Origin of the sequence: Azospirillum sp., assembly GCF_035627195.1 — a bacterium.
In the GTDB taxonomy this organism is placed as follows: Bacteria; Pseudomonadota; Alphaproteobacteria; order Azospirillales; family Azospirillaceae; genus Azospirillum.
Map to the genome: position 1 here is coordinate 12084 of NZ_DASPMG010000336.1, position 20908 is coordinate 32991.

Here is a 20908-nt window from a genome sequence, read left to right on the forward strand (position 1 = left end):
GAGGATGTCGGCCGGATGCGTTGACAGCCCCCCGCAACCGGCCCTTAACTCTGCAATAGATCGCGCAACGAACCGTCCCGGCCCGAGACATGTCCGAAATCCTCCCCCGCACCGGCGCCCGCGTCCTCGTCGACGCGCTGCGCATCCACGGCGCCGAACTGGCCTTCTGCGTGGCCGGCGAAAGCTACCTGGACGTCCTCGACGCCTTCGTCGACACGCCGGAGATCCGGCTGGTCACCTGCCGGCAGGAGGGCGGGCTGGCCTTCATGGCGGAGGCCTACGGAAAGCTGACCGGGCGGCCGGGCATCGGCTTCGTCACGCGCGGCCCCGGTGCGTGCAACGCCTCCATCGGCGTGCACACGGCGTTTCAGGATTCCACGCCGATGATCCTGTTCATCGGGCAGGTGGCGCGCGACCAGTTCGACCGCGAGGCGTTCCAGGAGATCGACTACCGCCGCATGTTCGGTTCGGTCGCCAAGTGGGTGGCGCAGATCGACCAGGCCGAGCGCATCCCGGAATACATCGCCAGGGCCTTCCACGTCGCCACCTCCGGCCGGCCGGGGCCGGTGGTGCTGGCGCTGCCGGAGGACATGCTGGGCGATACGGTCGGCGTGCGCGACACCGCCCCCTACGCCCCCACCGTGGCGCACCCCGGTGCCGCCGACGTGGAGCGCCTGCGCGGCCTGCTGGCGGCGGCGGAGCGGCCGCTGGTGCTGGTCGGCGGGCCGGGCTGGGACGACGCGGCCTGCGCCGACATCAAGGCGTTCGCCGAGGCGAACGCGCTGCCCGTCTGCTGCTCCTTCCGGCGGCAGGACGTGTTCGACAACGAAAGCCCGTGCTTCGTCGGCGACCTGACCACCGGCTCCAACCCCAAGCTGCTGGCCCGCGTGCGCGAGGCCGACCTGCTGCTGGTGGTGGGTGCCCGCCTGGGCGAGATCACCACGCAGGGCTATGAGCTGCTGAGCGTGCCGGAGACGGACAAGGTGCTGATCCACGTGCACGCCCTGGCCGAGGAGCCGGGCCGCGTGTACCGCCCGACGCTGGCGATCCAGGCTGGCAGCGCCGCCATGGCCGCCGCGCTGGCGTCCCTGCCGCCGCTGGTGGCGGAGGGGGAGGAGCCGCGCTGGCGCGCCTGGGCCGACGCCGCGCGCATGGACTGGCTGGCGTGGCTGGAGCCGGAAGGGTGCGCGGGCGACGTGGACCTGGGCTGGATCTTCGGCTGGCTGCGCGACCGCCTGCCGGTGGACGCCGTCGTCACCACCGACGCCGGCAACTTCTCCGGCTGGGGGCAGCGGCACCTGCTGTACCGCCGCCCCGGCCGCCAGCTGGGGCCGACCAACGGCGCCATGGGCTATGGCGTGCCTGCGGCGATCGCGGCCAAGCTGGCCAACCCGAAGCGCGTGGTGGTGGGGCTGGTGGGCGACGGCGGCTTCATGATGACCGGGCAGGAGCTGGCGACGGCCGTGCACGCGGGGGCCGCCCCCATCATCCTGGTCATCAACAACGGCATGTTCGGCACCATCCGCATGCACCAGGAAAAGCGCTTCCCCGGCCGCCTCAGCGCCACCGACCTGACCAACCCGGACTTCGCCGCCCTGGCGCAGAGCTATGGCGCCTTCGGCGCGGTGGTCGAGCGCACCAAGGACTTCGTGCCGACGTTCTGGGAGGCGATGTGGAGCCGCAAGCCCGCCGTCATCGAGCTGCGAGTCGATCCCGAACAGATCACCACACGCACGACGATCACCGCGTTGCGCGCCGCCGCGGCCGGAAAAGCGGGCGGCTGACCTATACCAAAGGCGGATTCCGGAAAAGCTTGCCCGGTTTTTGTGCCGTTCTGTGACGGTAGCGCGTGCGTTGATGCGGCGTTCCCGTTATAACTGATCTGCGGCAGGATCATGCCGGTACAATCATAAGAAGAGCGGAGGACCAATTCTCCGCTCCGCACGAACAGGACGGGACGATGGACTGGGACAAGCTGCGGGTGTTCCATGCCGTGGCCGAAGCGGGCAGCTTCACGCATGCCGGTGAGACCCTCAACCTCAGCCAGTCGGCGGTGAGCCGGCAGATCAGCGCGCTGGAAGAGAGCCTGGGCGTGCCGCTGTTCCACCGCCACGCGCGCGGCCTGATCCTGACGGAACAGGGCGAGCTGCTGCACCGGACGGCGCGCGAGGTCTTCGCCAAGCTGTCGATGACCGAGGCGATGCTCACCGAGAGCAAGGAGTACCCGAAAGGGCCGCTCAAGGTGACGACCACGGTGGCCTTCGGGTCCACCTGGCTGACGCCGCGCATCCAGGAATTCCTGTCGATCTACCCGGACATCCAGCTGACGCTGCTGATCGACGACAACGAGCTGGACCTGGCCATGCGCGAGGCGGACATCGCCATCCGCATGAACACGCCGCGCCAGCCGGACCTGATCCAGCGCCACCTGATGGCGATCCGCTTCCACCTGTACGCGCACCAGAGCTACGTCAAGCGGCGCGGCGCGCCGAAGACGCCGGAGGAGTTGGCGGAGCACGACATCATCGCCTACCCGCCCGATGCGCGCGCCCCCTTCGCCAACGTCAACTGGATCCTTGAGGTCGGCGACCCGCCGCCGGGGGCGCGCCGGCCGATTCTGCAGGTCAACAGCATGTACGCCATCTACCGCGCGGTGGAGAGCGGCCTGGGCATCGCCGCCCTGCCCGATTTCCTGGTGGACGGCACCAAGGATTTCGTGCGCGTCATCCCGGAGATCAGCAGCCCGAAGGTCGACGCCTATTTCGTCTACGCCGAGGAACTGCGCCATTCCAAGCGCATCGCGGTGTTCCGCGACTTCCTCGTGCGCAAGGTGGCCGAGAGCCACTTCTGACGCGTCCCCGCCTTTTTTTGCGTCACATCACGGCCCGTGCCAGCTTTGCAGGCACGGGCCGCTTCTTTGGTGGTGACCCCGGCGCGCCGCGATTTTGGTTGTAAATTCAATGGCTTCAAAGCCATGCGCGATGCGCATGGTAGGATTATCGATATGTGAATGGCATGGAAGGGGGCAAATGCTCAATTCTTGGGGCGTTGGTTGCTGCGTCGCAGCACCCGGCGTTTCGCCCGGGGCTCCCCCCCGGGAGCGGGTTTTCGGACCCGACGTCTCCCAGACGTGAAGCCTCCCTGTTCAACTCGCCGCCAATCCAACGGGTTGGCGGCGGTTTTTTTATGGGCGGAGGGGGCCTGGGCAACACCAGGGCAACACCACGCCGATTTATGCGACGTCATCCGCCGGTACACGCCGTCGAGGCCGGCGAACGGCGCTCGTCACTGCGTCCGTCCCTGCGGCGGCTGCACGGACAAGTCGTCCTCCGGACACGCTCCCACCCCGGCATCCTCGCTCTCGTCCTCGGACCGGACGGTTCCCCGTTTCCCGGCCGAGTTCACCCGTCAATCCAGCCTGACGCCGTCGAGAACCGTCATTCTGGCGTTGAACACGGTCCCATCCAGGCGAACCGTCGTGCTGGTGTTCCTGACGCCAATGTTGAGCACCCCGCCGAAATTCGAGTCAACGACGAATCTCGCATTTCGCTGGAAATCGTGAATGGTATAGCAGGCGTTTTCCCCCAGGGTAAGCTGCCACCTTTTGTGTTCTTCCTTAGTAATGAAGTGCTCTTGCCCTGTTTGTTGATCCGTATGGGAATAAGCGTCATGCGATATTACCAGCGTGTAATCCCACACAACCCACGCCTTGTTCGTGAAGCACAGCTGGAACGACGCTGCCTGGGCGGCCGACGGTGACGACAGGAGGGCCGCTGTCAAAGTGGCGGCAATTGCAGCAAGCATCTTCGGAGCGGGCATGTTCGTGATCCTCCAGTCGAGGCGGGCGTGGCGCCTGCGATCCGTTGGTGCCCTGGAGCGAGGAAAAGTTCCAAAAAATCTGCGGGCTTTCGGCGGCGAGCAGGAATGTCTTTTCGAAGCACGGCCTTGCCGCCGCGCCCCGCGACAGTGCGAGATCAGCAGCCGATCCCGGTGAGCCAGCCGCGGTAGGCCGCCGCGCCGGCCTGGAAGCCGCCCGCGGCTTCGGCCCCTGCGTCCTCGGCCAGGGCGGCGGCGTTCTCCAGGGCGGCGGCGGAGCCGGCGAGGTCGGCCAGCACGCTGGCGAGCGCCAGTTCCATGGACACCAGCGCCAGCGCCCAGGTCGATCCGGCCATCACCACCACGGCCGCCGAGACGACGCCGACGGAGGATGGGCCGAAGCCGGGCACCACCAAGTAAGGGCCGGCCGGCACGCCCAGCGCGCACACGCCCTCGCTGAAGCGTTTCTTCTCGGCGGGCAGGCCCGCAAACTGCGCCACGTCGAAAACGCCCAGCACGCCGGCCGTGGAGTTCACCGCGAAGCGCAGCGTCGAGCGCCCGGCCGCCGTCGGGTCGCCGGCCAGGGCGTGGCTGAGCGCCGTCACCGACTCGGTCAGGTTGGCGTAGGCGTTGCCCAGGGCGGCGGGCAGCGGGTCCGGCAGGGACCGCGCGGCGTCCAGCGCCGGCCGGATCACCGTCGCGGCGAAGCTCCGGTTGGCGGCGTGCGCCCATTCGTTGAAGCCGTCCAGGAAGCCGTCCGGCCCCTCGCCGGCCTGCGCCGGCCGGACGGCGGCCACCGCCAGGAGCAGCGCCAGAACGGCAGGGGCCACGGCACTGCGCATGGCGCTCACCCCTGCGCGTCCGACGGCACCGGTTTCATCACGGGCACCGGCGGCCGGCGGCGGACGGCGACGTAGCGCAATACCAGATAGCCGGCCACGGCGGACAGCAGCGACCCGCTGAGCACCCCGATGCGCACCGCGACGCCGTAGCCGTCGCCGGTGAAGGCGAGGCCGCCGATGAACAGGCTCATGGTGAAGCCGATGCCGGTCAGCAGCGCCATGCCGTAGAACTGCATCCACGTGGCCCCCGCCGGCAGCGCGCCGACGCCCAGCCGGATGGCCGCCCAGGTGGCGCCCATCACCCCCGCCTGCTTGCCGAGGAACAGGCCCAGCGCGATGCCCAGCGGCACCGGCGCGAACAGCGCGTCGACCGACAGGCCGGCCAGCGACACGCCGGCGTTGGCGAAGGCGAACACCGGCAGGATGCCGTAGACGACCCACGGGTGCAGCGCGTGCTCCACCGTGCGCAGCGGCGAGGCGCCGCGCGGCCCGCCGGTGCGCAGCGGGATGGCGAAGGCTAGCGCCACGCCGGCCAGTGTGGCGTGCACGCCGGACTTCAGCACGCACACCCACAGGAAGATGCCCAGCAGGACGTAGCCGGCCAGCCGCACCACCCCCAGCCGGTTCAGCGCGACGAGCCCCGCCAGCCCCACCCCGGCCAGCGCCAGGGAGACGGGCGACAGCTCGGCCGTGTAGAAGAGGGCGATGATCACGATGGCGCCCAGGTCGTCCAGGATGGCCAGCGCCAGCAGGAAAACCTTGAGCGACGCCGGCGCCCGGTTGCCGAGCAGCGCCAGGACACCCACGGCGAAGGCGATGTCGGTGGCGGCCGGGATGGCCCAGCCGCGCGCCGCCAATGGGTCGCCGCCGGCCAGGGCGAGGTAGACGGCGGCCGGCACCGCCATGCCGCCCAGGGCGGCGATGCCCGGCAGCGCCGCGCGCGCAGGCGTGGACAGCTCGCCCTCCAGCACCTCGCGCTTGATCTCCAGCCCGACCAGCAGGAAGAAGATCGCCATCAGCCCGTCGTTCACCCACAGCAGCAGGGGCTTGGCCAGCGTCAGCGCACCGACCTGCGCAACCACCGGCGTGTCGAGCAGCGCCGCGTACAGGCCCCCGGCCGGCGAGTTGGCCAGCAGCAGCGCCAGCACGGCGGCGATGACCAGCAGAACGCCGCCCGCCGCCTCCATGCGCAGGAACTCGCGAATCATCGACAGCGGCGCCATCGCAGCCTCCCGAACATCATGATTCCGCCGCGACGGGTTCCGGCGCGGCGGCGGGCGGCTCCGCCGCGCCGAGGAAGCCCTGGTTGGCGCGGCGCAGGGCCGCGTGCGCGCCGTCGTAGACGAAGGGCAGGAAGACCATCCGCCGCCCGGCCGTCACCGGGCGCACGGCGTGCAGGATGGAGCAGGAGAACACCACCGCCCCGCCGGGCGGCGCGCGGAACAGGGCGTTGCCGTATTCCGGAAAGAACACCTCGCCGCCCTCGTACCCGTTGTTGAGCGCCACGGAGATGGCGAACTGCCGGTGCGCGGTGCCCTTGGTGGTGTTGTCGCGGTGGGCGCGGAAGTGCCCGCCTTCGGTGCCGTCGTAGCAGGCCACCAGATAGCGTTCGACGTGCGTGGCGCGGAACTGGCAGGCCTTGGCGATCTCCGGCAGCAGGCGGCGGCGCAGGCGCTGGCGCAGCACGTCCTTCAGCGCCTCGTCCTCGACGTAGCGGTCGCGGCGAACCTTCATGCCGGCGTTCAGCACGCCGACGGTGCGCCCGTCGCGCTCGGTCATATGGCCGGAGCGCTCGCCGCCGCGCTCGTCGTACAGCGCGATCAGGCGGGCGCAGAGGTCGGGTTCGAAGACGCGCGGGACGACCAGAACCGGCGCCTGCGGCCGGGCCGGGACCGGCTCCTCGGGCGGCGGCAGGCGGTCGAGCAGGGAGGCGAGCTGCGCCGCGCACCCCTCCGGATCGCCCATCGGCAGCACGCCGACGACGCGCAGCCGCGGGTCGATCACGTAGACCAGCGGCGTGTACGCGTCGACGGCGCCCTCGCCCTGCGGCTTGCAGACCCCATACCGCGCGCTGATCCGCCGGTCGAAATCGTAGAAGAAGCGCCGGCCGGGCGGGCGGTCGCGCAGGCGCCCCTCGCGCTCGTCGGCCGGGTCGACGGTGACGCCGAAGAAGGAGGCGGTCCGGTCGTCGAAGCGGTGGGCCATGGCGTCGACGGCGGCCAGGAAGCGGCGGCCCAGGTCGAAGCCGGCCGACACGAAGAAGGCGAGCACGAGGGTGCGCCCGCCCATGGTGTCGAAATGGAACTCCGGCTTGGCGGGCGTGCGCCCGCAGAAGTATGGGCAGGGATCTCCGGGCAGGAGCATGGACGTTCCTGTTTCAGCGCATCTTTCGGGTCATCGGCTCCTATGCTAGCCAAGCGCCCCGGCCGGGCGCGCCTGTGAGGGCTCACAGGTAGCCGGAGGCGTGGCCAACCGGTTCGATGGCCGGCGCCGCAGTCGTTTCAGGAAAGGGGAGCCGTCCCATGCGCTGGATCAGCCGGACGCCGCTGTCGGTGAAGATTCGCGCCGCCTTCCTGCTGGTGTTCACCTTCACGCTGGCGGTGAGCCTGTTCAGCATCTCCGAGCTGCACTCGGTCAACGCGGCGGCCGACGCGGTGAAGACCAACTGGCTGCCCAGCACGCGGGTGCTGGGCGACATCAACAACCACATGTCCGACCTGCGCACCATGGACGGCAACCGCCTGCTGGCCGCCACACGGGACGAAAAGGACTGGGTGGAGCAGGAAGCGGCGGCGACGCTGGCCCGTGTCGACGACAGCCTGCGGGCCTACGAGCGACTGCCGATCAATCGGGAGGAGCAGGCCCTCCACGACGCCTTCCGCCGGGACTGGCAGGCCTACCTGGACGCACGCGGCGCCATGGTCGCCGCCTTCCAGGCCGGCGACGCGGAGCGCGCGGGGATCCTCTACCGCGGCGCGTCGCGCGAGATGTTCGCCCGGGCGTCCGACCGGCTGACCCGGCTGACCGACTTCAACCAGGCCAACGGCACCGCCGCCGCCGATTCCGTGATCGACACCTTCCTGCACGCGCGCACGACGATCCTGCTGGCGCTGGCGGTGCAGTGCGGACTGGTCGCGGCGGCGCTGGTCTTCTTCACCCGCCACATGACGGAGCCCATGCTGACGCTGGCCGGCGCCATGCTGGCGCTGTCGGAGGGGCGGCCGGCGCCCTTCCCCCCCTACGCCCGGCGCGGCGACGAGGTCGGCGCCATGGCGCGCGCCGTAGACATCTTCCGCGCCAGCCAGGAGGCGCTGTCGGAAAGCCGCAGCCGGCTGCAGGCGCAAGCCCGGCTTTTGGAGGAGAAGCTGGCGCGGGAGCGGGAGCTGGCCGCCCTGCAGCGCAACTTCGTGTCCATGGTCAGCCACGAGTTCCGCACCCCGTTGACCGTCATCGACGGGCAGGCGCAGCGCCTCCGGACGCTGCGCGCCCAGCTGGCCCCGGACGACCTGGCGCGGCGCGCCGAGCGGATCCGCGACGCCGTCACCCGCATGACCACGCTGATCAACGGCATCCTCCAGGCCGCCCCCATGGCGGACGGCGAGCTGCCGTTCGATCCACAACAGGTGGACCTTGCCCGCACGCTGACGGCGGTGTGCGAGCAGCAGGCGGAGGTGGCCGACCAGCACCGCCTGTCCTGGGACTTCTCACAGTTGCCGGGGACGGCGGTCGTCGATGCAAATCTGCTGCGGCAGGCCATGGAGAACCTTCTGAGCAACGCGGTGAAATACTCCCCTCCCGGAAGCGGCGTGCACGTGCGCGGCTGGCGCGACGCCGGCCATGTCCACGTCGCCGTCGAGGACCACGGCATCGGCATCCCCGAGGCCGACCGCGGCCGGCTGTCCGAGCGCTACTTCCGCGGGCGCAACGTCGGCACGCGGGCCGGCAGCGGCCTGGGCCTGCACGTGGTGCAGGCGATCGTCGCCCGCCACGGCGGCCGGCTTGACGTCGCCAGCCGCGAGGGGGAAGGGTCGACCTTCACCATCGTCCTGCCGCACACCACGCCCGCCACCATGGAAGCCCGGACATGACCCCGACCGCCCGCCTCCTCGTCATCGAAGACGACCGCGAAACGCTCGACCTGCTGGTGGAAGCGCTGGAGGAGGCCGGCTTCGCCGTCGACACCGCCAGCGACGGCGAGGCCGGTCTGGCGGCCATCCAGCGGTGCAAGCCCGACCTCGTGCTGTGCGACGTGTCGATGCCCGGCATGTCGGGCTTCGACGTGCTGGAGCGGCTGACGGCGGCCTATCCGCGCCACGCGGACATCCCGCTGGTGTTCCTCACCGCCCTGTCCGACCGCGAGAGCGTGCTGCGCGGGCGCCAGCTGGGTGCGGACGACTACGTGACCAAGCCGGTCGACTTCGAGATCCTGATCGAGGTCATCAAGGCGCGGCTGAACAGCGGCGCCGCCCGCGCCCGCAACGCCGCCACCACGCTGCTGACCGCGCGCGAGACGGAGGTGCTGTCCTGGGTCGCGCGCGGCAAGGCGTCGGGCGACATCGCCGTGCTGATGGGCATTTCCGAGCGCACGGTGAACTACCACGTGGAAAACGCCATGCGGAAGCTGGACGTCTCCACCCGCGCCCAGGCGGTGATGCGCGCCACCCGCGACGGCATCATCCGATAGGACCGGCCGATAGGGCCGGCCTTTCCTTACGCCCGGCGGCGGCGCGGCTCCTCCAGAAAGTCCCGGCAGGCGGCGACGACCAGCTCCAGCGTGTCCTGCCGCGGCCGCGCCGCGGCGGCGCGTGCGGCGGCTTGCGCGGCGGCGGTGATCACCGGGTCGCCCGTCAGCCGCTCCAGCGCGGCGCGGATGGTGGCCGGCTCCACCGCCCCGCGTCCGGGGAGGAGCACGGCCGCACCCGTCCGCTGCAGCCCCCGTGCCGTGATGCTCTGCTCCAGGTTCACCGGCATGACCAGCTGCGGCACGCCGGCCTGCAGCCCGGCGTAGGCGGTGGCGAGGCCGCCGTGGTGGATCAGCGCCGTCGCCGCCGGCAGCACCGTCTCCAACGGCAGCGGCCGGCCGTGCACCGCCACGCCGGGCGGGGCGGCGCGCGCCGCCGCGTGCGGGTCGGCGCCGCCGATGTGGGCGTCGCAGGGGATGCCGGCCGCCTCCAGCGCCGTGAACGCCGCGCGGACCTGCGGGTGGTTTGCCGGCAGGTAGAGCGCGGCGCCGCCCGTCCGCTCCGCCACCGGCGGCCCGGGTGTGACGCGCGGCACGTTGAACGGCATGCAGACCGGGCCGCGCCGGTGCGGGCCGTAGGGGTCGAAGGCGGCGATGGTGCAGACGAAGGTGCGGTCGCCGGAGAACAGATCGGCGAGGTGCCGCAGCGGCCGCCCCTGCCGTTCGCGGTGCAGCCGTCCGGCGGCGTCCAGCAGGTCCGCCTCGTGCGCCCGGCTGTGCTCCGGCAGCGCCTGGACCCACGGCCGCATGGGCGGCAGCGGCCGGCCGGGCGGCGGCACGGTGTAGCCGTTGCCCAGCACCACGCGCGGCACGCCGGCCGGCGCCGCCAGTGCCAGCGTCGGCGCGAAGTCGGCAACGATCAGGTCGGGCCGCGCCTGGGCCAGCACGCCGTCCCAGCGCGCCACGGCGGCGCGCAGCACCTCCGGCCGGTGGGCGTCGAACAGGCGCAGCACGTCGGCGAAGCTGTCGGTCGGCACGTCGCGCAGGCCGGGTGCGGGGACCGGCTTCCAGTGCGGGCCGGCCAGAAGCGCCGCGGCGGCGTCGGGAAGCACGCGCACCACGGCGGGCCGCGCCGCCTCGGGATCGGGAACGGCGAACACCGCCTCGTGGCCCAGCGCCACGAGACGCACCGCCACCGGCAGGAGGCGGTTCAGGTGCCCCAGGCCGGCACCGAATTCCCAGGCCAGCAGAACGCGCGCCATGGCAAAAGCCCTTTCCATGTGGAGCGGGCCGGGCGCAGGCCGGCGGCCCGGCACCCCCACGTTGTAGGGCCTTGCCGGAGCGGACGGACCTGTCAGGGCTGACAGGTGCGCGCGCCGCGCGGCCTGCCCGATGCTGGAGGGGTTCCGCGCCTCCCGGAACAGGGTTCTCCCGCCCCGGGGTTGTCGTCGCTGTCGAACCGGGGCGGGGGGCGGACGGGGGCCGCCACGGGCCGGTCCCGGGCGGCCCTCGCCAGCACCCCGCGGGGGCTCCAAAAAAAGTGCACGCCTCCCGAATTCTCCCCTTGCCCTGCCGGCGGCGCCGCCGTATACAGGCGCTCCCTTGCGCGGGTGTAGCTCAGTTGGTTAGAGCGCCGGCCTGTCACGCCGGAGGCCGCGGGTTCAAGTCCCGTCACTCGCGCCAGTTCTGCGGGCGTAGCTCAGGGGTAGAGCACAACCTTGCCAAGGTTGGGGTCGAGGGTTCGAATCCCTTCGCCCGCTCCATCTCCCCTCCGGGGAAGATGAAGCGGATCCGCTGATCCGGTACGGACAATCCAAAACATCAGTTTCCGAACGCGACGCGCGGCAGCCGTCCTGCGCCCGCGTGCGTTGCAACGTCCCGCACGCGGCACCGCCATAAATCTGCAACGCCCGGCGCGTACACTGCCGGTCCAGGAGCGCCGGTCCAGGAGCGCACCCCCGCGCCCCCGCGGTGTCTCCCGACCGACGGCAGAGGATCCCGATGACCGCCCCCGCGCAGACCCCGCTGGCCGCCGCGCTTGCGGACACGCCCTACCCCGGCGACGGCCCGCAGCCGGACCCGCGCCGCGCCGTCCGCGCGCGGCCGCGCGAGCGCGCGTGGAAGGGCATCCTGGCCGGACTGGAGCACGCCTTCCAGCCGATCGTCCACGTGCGCACCGGGCGCTGCCACGGCTTCGAGGCGCTGCTGCGCGGCATCGACCCGGCGCAGTTCGCCAACGTGCCCGACATGCTGGACGAAGCGCACGCCGACGGCGTGCTGCCGCTGGTGGAGGCGGAGCTGCACGCCAAGGCGGTGGCGAAGTACTGTTCCCTGGACGGCTGGAAGGACGCCAAGCTGTTCCTCAACATCGACGCCCGCGTGGTGGGCGGGGCGCAGGCGGTGTCGCCGGTGCTGCTGCCCGGCCCCAAGGAGCTGGCCATCGTGCACGAGATCTCGGAGCACAAGGAGGTCCGCGACGCCGTCGACATGGAGGACATCACCGCCACCTACCGCAAGCATCAGGTGGGGCTGGCGCTGGACGACTTCGGCGTCGGCTTCGCCGGGCTGAAACTCCTGTACAAGATCAAGCCGGACTACCTGAAGATCGACCGCTTCTTCGTCCAGGACATCCACCGCGACCTGGGCAAGCGGGCCATCGTCAACCATCTGGTCGGCTACGCGCACACGCTGGGCATCCTGACCATCGCCGAAGGCGTGGAGACGGAGGCCGAGTTCTATACCTGCCGCGACATCGGCTGCGACTTCATGCAGGGCTACCTGATCGCGCGGCCGGCGCTCGACCTCGCCCGGCTGCCGCCGCGCATCGCGACGGTGGAGCAGCTGAACGCCCGCGACCGCCGCCAGCCGGTGGAGGTGCGCCAGCGCCTGGCCGAGGTGATCGAGCGCATCCCGCCGGTGTCCGCCGACGAGCCGAAGAGCATCATCTTCGATTATTTCCGCGACGGCGATAACCCGCCCATCGCCCCGGTGGTGGACAAGCACGGGATGCCGCTGGGCCTGCTGCGCGAGCGCGACCTGAAGCAGTACGTCTATTCCAAGTACGGCCGAGACCTGCTGAACAACAAGGGGCACAGCAAGACGCTGATCGACCTGCTGGCCAAGTGCCCGGTCTGCGACATCAACACGCCGCTGGACCGCGTGATCGAGGCGTTCTCGGAAGAGACGGCGGAGGACGGCGTCATCATCGTGGAGAGCGGGGAGTACGTGGGCTTCCTCACCAGCCGCGCGCTGATCGGGCTGGTGCACGAGAAGAACCTGGCGATGGCGACCGACCAGAACCCGCTGACCCGCCTGCCCGGCAACGCCGCCATCATCCGCCACATCGAGGAGGCGCTGGACGACACGGGCGAGGCGCACACGCTGGTCTATTTCGACTTCGACTGGTTCAAGCCGTTCAACGACACCTTCGGCTTCCGCCAGGGCGACCGCGCCATCCAGATGTTCGGCGAACGGCTGAAGGTGCTGGCGTCGTCCTGCGGCGGCTTCGCCGGCCACATCGGCGGCGACGACTTCTTCCTAGGGGTGAGTGGCGAGACCGGGGCGGAGATGCGCCGGCGCGTGCAGGACCTCGTCGCCACCTTCCGCTCGGACGCGGAGAGCCTGTACGACGCCGCCTCGCGCGCCGCCGGGCACATCACCGCCAAGGACCGCTTCGGCACCGTGCGCACCTTCCCGCTTTTGTCGGTCAGCGGGGTGGCGGTGACCATCCCGGCCGGCGAACACGGGGTGACGCTGGACGCCATCACCGACGCCATCGCCGCCCACAAGCCCGCCGCCAAGGGCAGCCCCGACAAGCTTTGCTTTGTAACCATGTAGGACATGCGGCGGCGCAGGCCCGTTCGGGCAGAAAAACACTCGATTCGTGCCGCGTTCGGGGCCATGTTACGGAATGGCCCGCCAAAACGGGCCTGTGGAACTACGCCGCGCGCGCGAGGGTGGCCGCCATGACCGACGGGATCATCGATTTTGCCGGGGAACGCCTGATCCGGCGCGCCCCCGAATGGCCGCTGCCGCTGACCGGCGGCGACCAGGACTACATCCTCTCCTGCCTGCGGGCGATCCAGACCGCCTTTTCCGAGCCGGTGGTGCCCGACGTTCCGCTCGACCTCATCCCGGCGCGCGCGCTGATGCGCCTGCTGGTCCGGCTGCGCCGCACGCTGCGGCCGCAGACCGACGCGCAGGCCGACGCGATGACCCGCCTGCCGGGCGCGCTGCACCTGCTGGCCATCGCCTGCGCCATGGAGCGCGAGCGCGCCGCCACCGACGACGGCCAGCGCGCCGGGCCGGGCGGGCACGGGCCGTAAGGTCATATCCGTCTGGCCAAGCGGCCTAGGCATACCGGAAGGGATGCGGAAAACCGTTGGCGTGCCCATCTGAATGAAAGCACGTACCCACAGAAACTCGCCGGGCCTCCAAGCCCGGCGTTTTTTTGGGATGGTTTTTTTGACATGGAGGATGTTGGGCCAACCGCAGGTCGGCCCAACGCCAATCCCCAGACGGCCCTAATGGCTCATCAGCACCGGCACGGTCATGTGCTGGAGCATGTAGCGGGTCATGCCCCCCAGCACCAGTTCGCGCAGGCGCGAGCGGCCGTAGGCGCCCATCACCACGAGGTCGCACGATTCGTCGGCGATGGTGTTCAGCATCATGTCGCCGGGCTCCACCTGATCGGTGGCGATGTGCGTCGCCTCCACGCGGTTGCCGTGGCGCGACAGGTGGCGCGCGATGTCCGCGCCCGGCGCGTCGCCCAGCCCCTCCACCCCGGTCCTGGCGTTGACCGCCAACACCACGATGCGCTGTGCGGCGGTGAGCAGCGGCATGGCGTCCCCCACCGCGCGGGCCGCCTCGCGGCTGGCGTTCCAGCCGATCAGCACGCGCTCGCCCACCGTGGCGAAGGTGCCGGCGTAGGGGACGACCAGCAGCGGCCGGCCGCATTCGAACACCAGGTCGGCCGGCTGCACCGTCGGCACGTCGTGGTCGCGCCGGGGATCGACCTGCCCGACGACGACGAGGTCGGCGTAGCGGCCGTGCACCGCCGCCACGTCCGTGGGATTGCCGCGCACGGCACGCCATTCGGAGCGGTCGGTCAGGCCGAAGCGGCGCATGGCGTCGTCGAACCGGGCGGCGGCCTCCCGCGCGCGCTCCTCGGCGGCGCTGCGCTGGGCGGTGCGCACCGCCTCGGGGATTTCCGCCGCGATGTAGCCGGGCATCATCGCGGCGGTGATGACGTAGAGGCCGGTGAGGTGGGCGTCGTGCCGGGCGGCGAGTTGCGCCGCCACCGCGATGCGGGCCGCGGACGCCGCGGAGTCGTCGACGACGACCAGCAGATCCTTCAGTGCCATGTCGTTTTCTCCCTGCAGCGCCCGGCCACCGGCCGGAGTCGGGCCGTCCCGGCACGGGCCGTACAACTATAGACATGGGCAAGCCGTGAAATCGACGCCCACGATGGGCGATGCAGCCATGCGGCGCCGCCGCGTCCCGGGCCAGCGGCCGATCGCCGCAGGCATAGCCGGGCATGCGTCGTGGCGCGCACCGCGCCGGGTGGAGAATCCCTGTGGCATCGCGCGCAAAGGACGGCTTTCGTTTTGACGGGCGGGCGAGGTTTCGCGTAATTGTTGGATATTGCTTGTTAGACGGTGCCCGCCTCCCGTGCCCCATTCCGTGCCCATGACCCTGGATCCCCACCTCGACGCGCTGGCCGCCGCCCTGTCCGGGACGGTCGCCGCCACTCCGGCGCTCGACACGCTTCTGCAGGTGCTGGAGACCATGCCGGTCATGGTGGCCCTGCTGGACACGCAACGCCGGCACGTCTACGCCAACCGCTCGTACCGCGAGTACATGGGCCGCGACCTCCCGACCCTGGTCGGCCACACCCTGGCCGGGCCGATGGGGGAGGAGCAGTTCCGCGCCACCCAGGCCATGGCCGAGCGCGCGCTGAAGGGCGAGGTGGTGCAGAGCGAAGGGTGGATGCCCTTCAACGGCGGGGGCCAGCAGCGCTACGTCGTCCGCCTGCACGGCCCGCACCGCGGCCCGGACGGGGAGATCGCCGGCTACTTCGTGCTCATGCAGGACATGACCGAGCGGCGGCAGATGCAGGACGACCTCTTCCGCCTCGCCTACTACGACCCGGTCACCGGGCTGGCGAACCGCCTGCTGCTGCTGAAGCACATGGGCGATTATCAGGCGGTGGGCGAGCCGTTCACCCTGGTCATCATCGACATCGACCGCTTCGTCGAGATCCGCACCAGCCTGGGCCAAGGCTTCGCCAACGAGCTGCTGATCGATCTGGCGCACCGCCTGGGCCGCGACGGCGGCCCGGTCGACCTGCTGGCGCGCGTCAGCGACCACGCCTTCGCCATGCTGGTCGCCGGCGACTGCGACGCGCCGGCCATCGAGCAGCGCATCGCGGCGGCCACCGGCATCGTCCGCTCGGCCCGGTCCAGCTCGGGTGCCGCCGTGTTCCTGTCGGCCAGCATCGGCGTGGCCACCTGGAACGCCGCGCACGAGCGGCCGGAGGACGTGCTGCGCGACGCCGAGATCGCCACCGGCCGCGCGCGCGAGGGCGGCGGGGCGCGCCACGCGTGGTTCGACCCGACCATGCACGCCCACGTCGTCGAGCAGGTCCGGATCGAGCACGACCTGCGCCACGCGCTGGAGCGCAACGAGAACCTGTGGGTCGCCTACCAGCCGATCGTCGAGATGGTCACCGGCGGGCTGGCCGGGTTCGAGGCGCTGGTGCGCTGGAACCACCCGGAGCGCGGCAACATCCCGCCGGGCGTCTTCATCCCCATCGCCGAGAGCACCGGCCTCGTCGTCACGCTGGGCAAGTGGGTGCTGCGCGAGGCGTGCCTGCAGCTGGCCGACTGGCAGGACAAGCGCATCCCCGGCTCCGCCCCGCTGTTCATGAGCGTGAACCTGTCGACCCGCCAGCTGGCCGACCCGGACTTCGTCAACCAGGTGCGCGACGTGCTGCGCGAGACCGGGGTCGAGCCGTCCTGGATCAAGCTGGAACTGACCGAGAGCGCGGTGATGGAGAAGGCCGAGCAGTCGATCCGGCTGCTGGAAGGCCTGCGCGCGCTGGGCATCAAGTTGTCGATCGACGACTTCGGCACCGGCTATTCGTCGCTGTCCTACCTGCACAAGCTGCCCATCGACAGCCTGAAGGTCGACCGCTCCTTCGTCTCCGCCATGCACCAGTCGGAGGAGAACCGGGCCATCGTGCGCATCATCGTCGACCTCGCCCGCCTGCTGGGCTTCGACGTCATTGCCGAGGGCATCGAGACGACGGCCGACGCCAACCTGCTGCGGGCGCTGGCCTGCGACTACGGCCAGGGCTACCACTTCGCCCGCCCCATGCCGCCGGCCGACGCCGAGGCCCTGGTGGTGAATGAGCCGCCCTGGCGCGAGGCGATGTAGCCCGCCTCAATAATACGGCTCCCCGATTCCCTCCGCCTTCAGCGCCTCGGCCACCGCCGGCCGCGCGTACACACGTGCGAGGTACGGCCCAAGGTTCGGCAGGTCGCGCGCCTTGCGCGTCATGTTGCGGGTCCAGCGCGCCAGCATGAACAGGTAAGGATCGGCGATGGTGTAGCGCTCGCCCAGCAGCCACGTACGCCCCGCCAGTTCACCGTCGATGTGGGCGAACATGCCGGCCAGGCGCGCCTCCACCCTGGCGCGCAGGGCGGCCGCACCCTCCTCCGGCACGTAGCGGTCGGGGTAGAAGTACGGCATCATCTCCGCCTGCACCGTGTTGGTGAGGTACACCAGCCACTGCACCAGCCGGGCGCGTTCGGCGCTGCCCAAGGGCGGGACCAGCCCGGCCTGCGGGTGCGTCTCGGCCAGATGCAGGCAGATCGCCGCCGATTCGCTGATCACAAGGTCGCCGTCCACCAGCGTCGGCACCCGGCCGTGCGGGTTCAGCGCCAGATACTCCGGCGCCTTCTGTGCCTTGGCGTCGCCGTCCAGCAGGACCATGCGGTGCGGCGCGCCAATCTCGCGCAGCACGATGTGCGGGGCCATGCCCGCGGTGCTCGGCATGTTGTAGAGCGTGATCATGCGCGGTGCGCCTCCCAGTTCCAGGCGGCGCATTGGAGCATGGCATTCCGGAATTGGCGCCATCCGTTTCGCGCAGGGCGGTGTTGCGGGATCGGGCGGTTTGTGCCGGGCGCGGCGGGGGTGTAGGATCCCGGACACCAGTGTTTAAAATATCAAGCACGTGCCAAAGGGAGACGAGATGACCGCCATCGGCAATTCGGCCGCCAGCCGCGACAAGGCCTACTGCCTGCATCCCTACACCAACCTGAAGGTGCACGAGACGGCCGGCCCGATGATCATCGAGCGCGGCAAGGGCGTCTACGTCTACGACGACGCCGGCAAGGAGTACATCGAGGGGCTGGCCAGCCTGTGGTGCGTGTCGCTGGGCTTCGACAACGAGCGGCTGGTCGAGGCGGCGGCGCGGCAGATGCGCAAGCTGCCCACCTACCACGTGTTCGGCCACAAGTCGCACGACCCCGGCATCGATTTGTCGGAGGCGCTGATCAAGCTGGCGCCGGTGCCGATGTCCAAGGTGTTCTTCGCCAACTCGGGCTCCGAGGCGAACGACACGGCGATCAAGCTGATCTGGTACTACAACAACGCCCTGAACCGGCCCGAGAAGAAGAAGATCATCGCGCGGACCAAGGGCTACCACGGCGTCACCGTGGCGGCGGCCAGCCTGACCGGCCTGCCCAACAACCACCGCGACTTCGACCTGCCGATCGCCCGCATCCTGCACACCGACTGCCCGCACCACTACCGCTTCGCCGAGCCGGGCGAGAGCGAGGAGGACTTCGCCACCCGCCTCGCCGACAATCTGGAAAAGCTGATCCTGGCCGAGGGGCCGGACACCGTCGCCGCCTTCTTCGCCGAGCCGGTGATGGGGGCCGGCGGCGTCATCGTGCCGCCCGCCACCTACTTCGAGAAGATCCAGGCGGTGCTGAAGAAGTACGACGTGCTGCTGGTCGCGGACGAGGTGATCTGCGGCTTCATGCGCACCGGCAACTTCTGGGGCACGCAGACCTTCGGCATGAAGCCGGACATCCTGACCTGTGCCAAGGCGCTGTCGTCCGGCTACCTGCCGATCTCGGCCGTGATGGTGTCGGAGGACATCTACAAGGCCTGCGTGGTGGAGAGCGAGAAGATCGGCACCTTCGGCCACGGCTACACCTACTCCGCCCACCCGGTGTCGGCGGCGGTGGCGCTTGAGACGCTGAAGATCTACGAGGAGCGCGATGTCCTGGGCCACGTGCGTTCGGTGGCGCCGCGCTTCCAGCAGCGGCTGAAGGCCCTTGCCGACCATCCGCTGGTGGGCGAGGCGCGCGGCATCGGCCTGATCGGCGCAGTGGAACTGGTGACCGACAAGGCGACCAAGACGCCGTTCGAGCCGGTGGGCATGGCCGGCGCCAAGGTGAACGCGCTGTGCCACGAGAACGGCCTGATCAGCCGCGCCATGGGCGACAGCCTGGCGCTGTGCCCGCCGCTGATCATCAATGAGGCCGAGATCGACGCCATGTTCGACCGCCTGACCACGGCGCTGGACGCGGCCCTGCCGGCGTTGAGGGGGTAAAGGAGTGGAACCGGCACGCGCGCGACGCCATACTGATTGGCAGACGATCGAGGGGACCTTCATGCCTCCCAGTGATCCCGCGCGCTTGCCGGACCATGACGACGAGTTGGAAGCGAAGCGGGCCGCCGTTCGCGAAGGCTTTGCCGACGCCGACGCCGGCCGCGTCGTGCCGCATGAGGATGTCCGCCGCTGGCTGCTCGATCTGGCGGCGGGCCGGCGCACCGAACGTCCCCGGCCGCGGTGAGGGTCGTCTGGACCGATGCCGCCCTGGACGACGTGGCGGCAATCTTCGACTACATCGCCCGTTTCAATCCATTCGCGGCCCGGCGCGTCGCGGAAGCCCTCGTCATTGCCGGCGACAGCCTTGCCACCTTCCCGCACCGCGGGCGCCAGGGTGACCTGCCGGGCACGCGCGAACTGACGGTGACCCACCCCTACGTCATCGTCTATCGCGTGAAGGACGAGGCGGTGGAGATCGGCCGTGTCTGGCACGGGAGCCGGCGGCGCCAGCATACCCCGTGACACGTCCGCCCCGCGTATAGTAGGATACGCTGATGAACGGCCTTCGCCGCCGGGTTTGATTTCGGTCAATGCCGTGTGGCGTGTCTGAAACAATCATGCCATTCTCTGCGCCGCCGCTGTTGCCGCGTGCAGGGACACATCGCACCGGACCCCGCGCCGAAGACGTCGAACGGAACCGCCCCATGGATTACGAGAACTTCTTCCGCAGCCAGATCGAAGCCCTGAAGCAGGAAGGCCGCTACCGGGTCTTCGCCGATCTGGCCCGACACGCCGGCAAGTTCCCCCGGGCCACCTTCCGCGACGGCGCCGGGCGCGAGCGGGAGATCACCGTGTGGTGCTCCAACGACTACCTCGGCATGGGGCAGAACCCGGTGGTGCTGGACGCCATGCACACGGCGCTGGACCAGGTCGGCGCGGGTGCCGGCGGCACGCGCAACATTTCCGGCACCAACCACTACCACGTGCTGCTGGAGCGCGAGCTGGCCGACCTGCACGGCAAGGAAGCGGCGCTGCTGTTCACCTCCGGCTACGTGTCGAACGACGCCACGCTGTCGACCATCGGCAAGCTGCTGCCGAACTGCGTGATCCTGTCGGACGCGCTGAACCACAACTCGATGATCACCGGCATCCGCAACTCCGGAGCCGAGCGGCACATCTTCCGCCACAACGATCCGGAGCACCTGGACCAACTGCTCTCCCAGATCGACCCGAAGCGGCCGAAGCTGGTGGCGTTCGAGAGCGTCTATTCGATGGACGGCGACATCGCCCCCATCCACGCGATCTGCGACGTCGCCGACAAGCACGGCGCCATGACCTACATCGACGAGGTGCACGCGGTCGGCATGTACGGCCCGCGCGGCGCCGGCGTGGCCGAGCGCGACGGCGCGATGGACCGCATCACCATCATCGAGGGCACGCTGGGCAAGGCGTTCGGCGTGCAGGGCGGCTACATCACCGGGTCGGCCGCGCTGGTGGACTGCGTGCGGTCCTTCGCCAACGGCTTCATCTTCTCGACCTCGCTGGCCCCGGTGCTGGCGGCCGGCGCGCTCGCCTCCATCCGCCACCTGAAGAAGAGCCAGGCCGAGCGCACCCGCCACCAGGAGCGCGCGGCGACGCTGAAGCGCCTGTTCGCCGACGCCGGGCTGCCGGTGATGGACAGCGTCAGCCACATCGTGCCGGTCATGGTGGGCGACGCCAAGCGCTGCAAGCGCGCCAGCGACCTGCTGATGGAGCGCCACAACATCTATGTGCAGCCGATCAACTACCCGACGGTGCCGCGCGGCACCGAGCGGCTGCGCTTTACCCCCACCCCGCTGCACGACGACGCCATGATGGCCCACCTCGTCGACTCCCTGCGCGACGTGTGGGACCTGCTGGAACTGAAGCTGGCGGCCTGAGGCCGCCGGCTCCCTTCCCTTCGTC

General features: G+C 70.4%; 18 protein-coding genes and 2 tRNA genes. 13 read left to right on the forward strand and 7 right to left on the reverse strand.

The genetic code is table 11. From position 1 onward, the window contains the following. Positions 1-89 precede the first annotated feature (89 nt). Positions 90-1784, forward strand: a complete 1695-nt coding sequence (locus VED21_RS29880; RefSeq protein ID WP_324888999.1) for a thiamine pyrophosphate-binding protein — start codon at positions 90-92, stop codon at positions 1782-1784. Positions 1785-1960: 176 nt separating this feature from the next. Further along, positions 1961-2851, forward strand: coding sequence for a LysR family transcriptional regulator (locus VED21_RS29885; RefSeq protein WP_324889001.1), 891 nt, complete (start codon positions 1961-1963; stop codon positions 2849-2851). Positions 2852-3408: 557 nt separating this feature from the next. Here VED21_RS29885 and VED21_RS29890 read toward each other — a convergent pair. The 4 genes from VED21_RS29890 to VED21_RS29905 form a co-directional block, all read right to left on the reverse strand. Further along, a complete protein-coding gene (locus VED21_RS29890) occupies positions 3409-3819 on the reverse strand; it encodes a hypothetical protein (protein ID WP_324889003.1) in 411 nt (136 codons plus the stop codon). A gap of 155 nt (positions 3820-3974) precedes the next feature. After that, positions 3975-4658, reverse strand: coding sequence for an MlaA family lipoprotein (locus tag VED21_RS29895; RefSeq protein ID WP_324889005.1), 684 nt, complete (start codon positions 4656-4658; stop codon positions 3975-3977). Between the two features lie 5 nt (positions 4659-4663). Continuing rightward, positions 4664-5881 carry a Na+/H+ antiporter NhaA gene (gene nhaA / locus VED21_RS29900; RefSeq protein ID WP_324889007.1) on the reverse strand — a complete coding sequence of 406 codons (1218 nt, stop codon included), beginning with the start codon at positions 5879-5881 and terminating at the stop codon, positions 4664-4666. Between the two features lie 16 nt (positions 5882-5897). After that, the gene (locus VED21_RS29905) at positions 5898-7022 is read right to left on the reverse strand and encodes a 2OG-Fe(II) oxygenase (protein ID WP_324889009.1); all 1125 of its coding nucleotides are present in this window, start codon (positions 7020-7022) and stop codon (positions 5898-5900) included. A 158-nt stretch (positions 7023-7180) separates the two neighbouring features. Here VED21_RS29905 and VED21_RS29910 point away from each other — a divergent pair, with 158 nt between their 5' ends. Next, positions 7181-8746, forward strand: a complete 1566-nt coding sequence (locus VED21_RS29910) for a sensor histidine kinase (protein ID WP_324889011.1) — start codon at positions 7181-7183, stop codon at positions 8744-8746. After that, positions 8743-9342 carry a response regulator transcription factor gene (locus VED21_RS29915; RefSeq protein ID WP_324889013.1) on the forward strand — a complete coding sequence of 200 codons (600 nt, stop codon included), beginning with the start codon at positions 8743-8745 and terminating at the stop codon, positions 9340-9342. The genes VED21_RS29910 and VED21_RS29915 overlap by 4 nt, the downstream gene beginning before the upstream one ends. Before the next feature lie 26 nt (positions 9343-9368). Here VED21_RS29915 and VED21_RS29920 read toward each other — a convergent pair whose 3' ends face one another. After that, on the reverse strand, positions 9369-10601 hold the full coding sequence (locus tag VED21_RS29920; protein WP_324889015.1) for a nucleotide disphospho-sugar-binding domain-containing protein: 1233 nt from the start codon (positions 10599-10601) through the stop codon (positions 9369-9371). Between the two features lie 344 nt (positions 10602-10945). Between VED21_RS29920 and VED21_RS29925 the strand changes: the two genes are divergently transcribed. The 4 genes from VED21_RS29925 to VED21_RS29940 all read left to right on the forward strand — a co-directional run bounded on the left by VED21_RS29925 (position 10946) and on the right by VED21_RS29940 (position 13664). Beyond that, positions 10946-11022, forward strand: a tRNA-Asp gene (locus VED21_RS29925). A gap of 5 nt (positions 11023-11027) precedes the next feature. Then, a tRNA-Gly gene (locus VED21_RS29930) sits at positions 11028-11102 on the forward strand. Between the two features lie 238 nt (positions 11103-11340). Continuing rightward, positions 11341-13176 (forward strand): bifunctional diguanylate cyclase/phosphodiesterase, encoded by a 1836-nt coding sequence (locus VED21_RS29935; RefSeq protein ID WP_324889017.1) that lies wholly within the window; start codon positions 11341-11343, stop codon positions 13174-13176. A gap of 128 nt (positions 13177-13304) precedes the next feature. Continuing rightward, entirely contained in the window at positions 13305-13664 is a 360-nt protein-coding gene (locus tag VED21_RS29940) for a hypothetical protein (RefSeq protein ID WP_324889019.1), read from the forward strand. Positions 13665-13862: 198 nt separating this feature from the next. Here VED21_RS29940 and VED21_RS29945 read toward each other — a convergent pair whose 3' ends face one another. Then, positions 13863-14702, reverse strand: coding sequence for a universal stress protein (locus tag VED21_RS29945; protein WP_324889021.1), 840 nt, complete (start codon positions 14700-14702; stop codon positions 13863-13865). A gap of 325 nt (positions 14703-15027) precedes the next feature. Between VED21_RS29945 and VED21_RS29950 the strand changes: the two genes are divergently transcribed. Then, entirely contained in the window at positions 15028-16776 is a 1749-nt protein-coding gene (locus VED21_RS29950) for a putative bifunctional diguanylate cyclase/phosphodiesterase (protein ID WP_324889023.1), read from the forward strand. A gap of 6 nt (positions 16777-16782) precedes the next feature. Here the strand turns inward: VED21_RS29950 and VED21_RS29955 are convergent, their stop codons facing one another. After that, positions 16783-17415: a glutathione S-transferase family protein gene (locus VED21_RS29955; protein ID WP_324889025.1), complete on the reverse strand. Its 633-nt coding sequence runs from the start codon at positions 17413-17415 to the stop codon at positions 16783-16785. Between the two features lie 178 nt (positions 17416-17593). Between VED21_RS29955 and VED21_RS29960 the strand changes: the two genes are divergently transcribed. From VED21_RS29960 to hemA, 4 genes are all read left to right on the forward strand, one after another. Then, the gene (locus VED21_RS29960; RefSeq protein WP_324889027.1) at positions 17594-18964 is read left to right on the forward strand and encodes an aspartate aminotransferase family protein; all 1371 of its coding nucleotides are present in this window, start codon (positions 17594-17596) and stop codon (positions 18962-18964) included. A 4-nt stretch (positions 18965-18968) separates the two neighbouring features. Continuing rightward, complete coding sequence (locus VED21_RS29965; protein ID WP_324889029.1) at positions 18969-19208, forward strand: hypothetical protein; 240 nt, start codon at positions 18969-18971, stop codon at positions 19206-19208. Next, positions 19205-19486: a type II toxin-antitoxin system RelE/ParE family toxin gene (locus VED21_RS29970; RefSeq protein ID WP_324889031.1), complete on the forward strand. Its 282-nt coding sequence runs from the start codon at positions 19205-19207 to the stop codon at positions 19484-19486. Before VED21_RS29965 ends, VED21_RS29970 begins: the two co-directional genes overlap by 4 nt. 182 nt (positions 19487-19668) lie before the next feature. Then, positions 19669-20883 (forward strand): 5-aminolevulinate synthase, encoded by a 1215-nt coding sequence (hemA, locus tag VED21_RS29975; RefSeq protein WP_324889033.1) that lies wholly within the window; start codon positions 19669-19671, stop codon positions 20881-20883. The last annotated feature ends 25 nt before the right edge of the window (positions 20884-20908 follow it).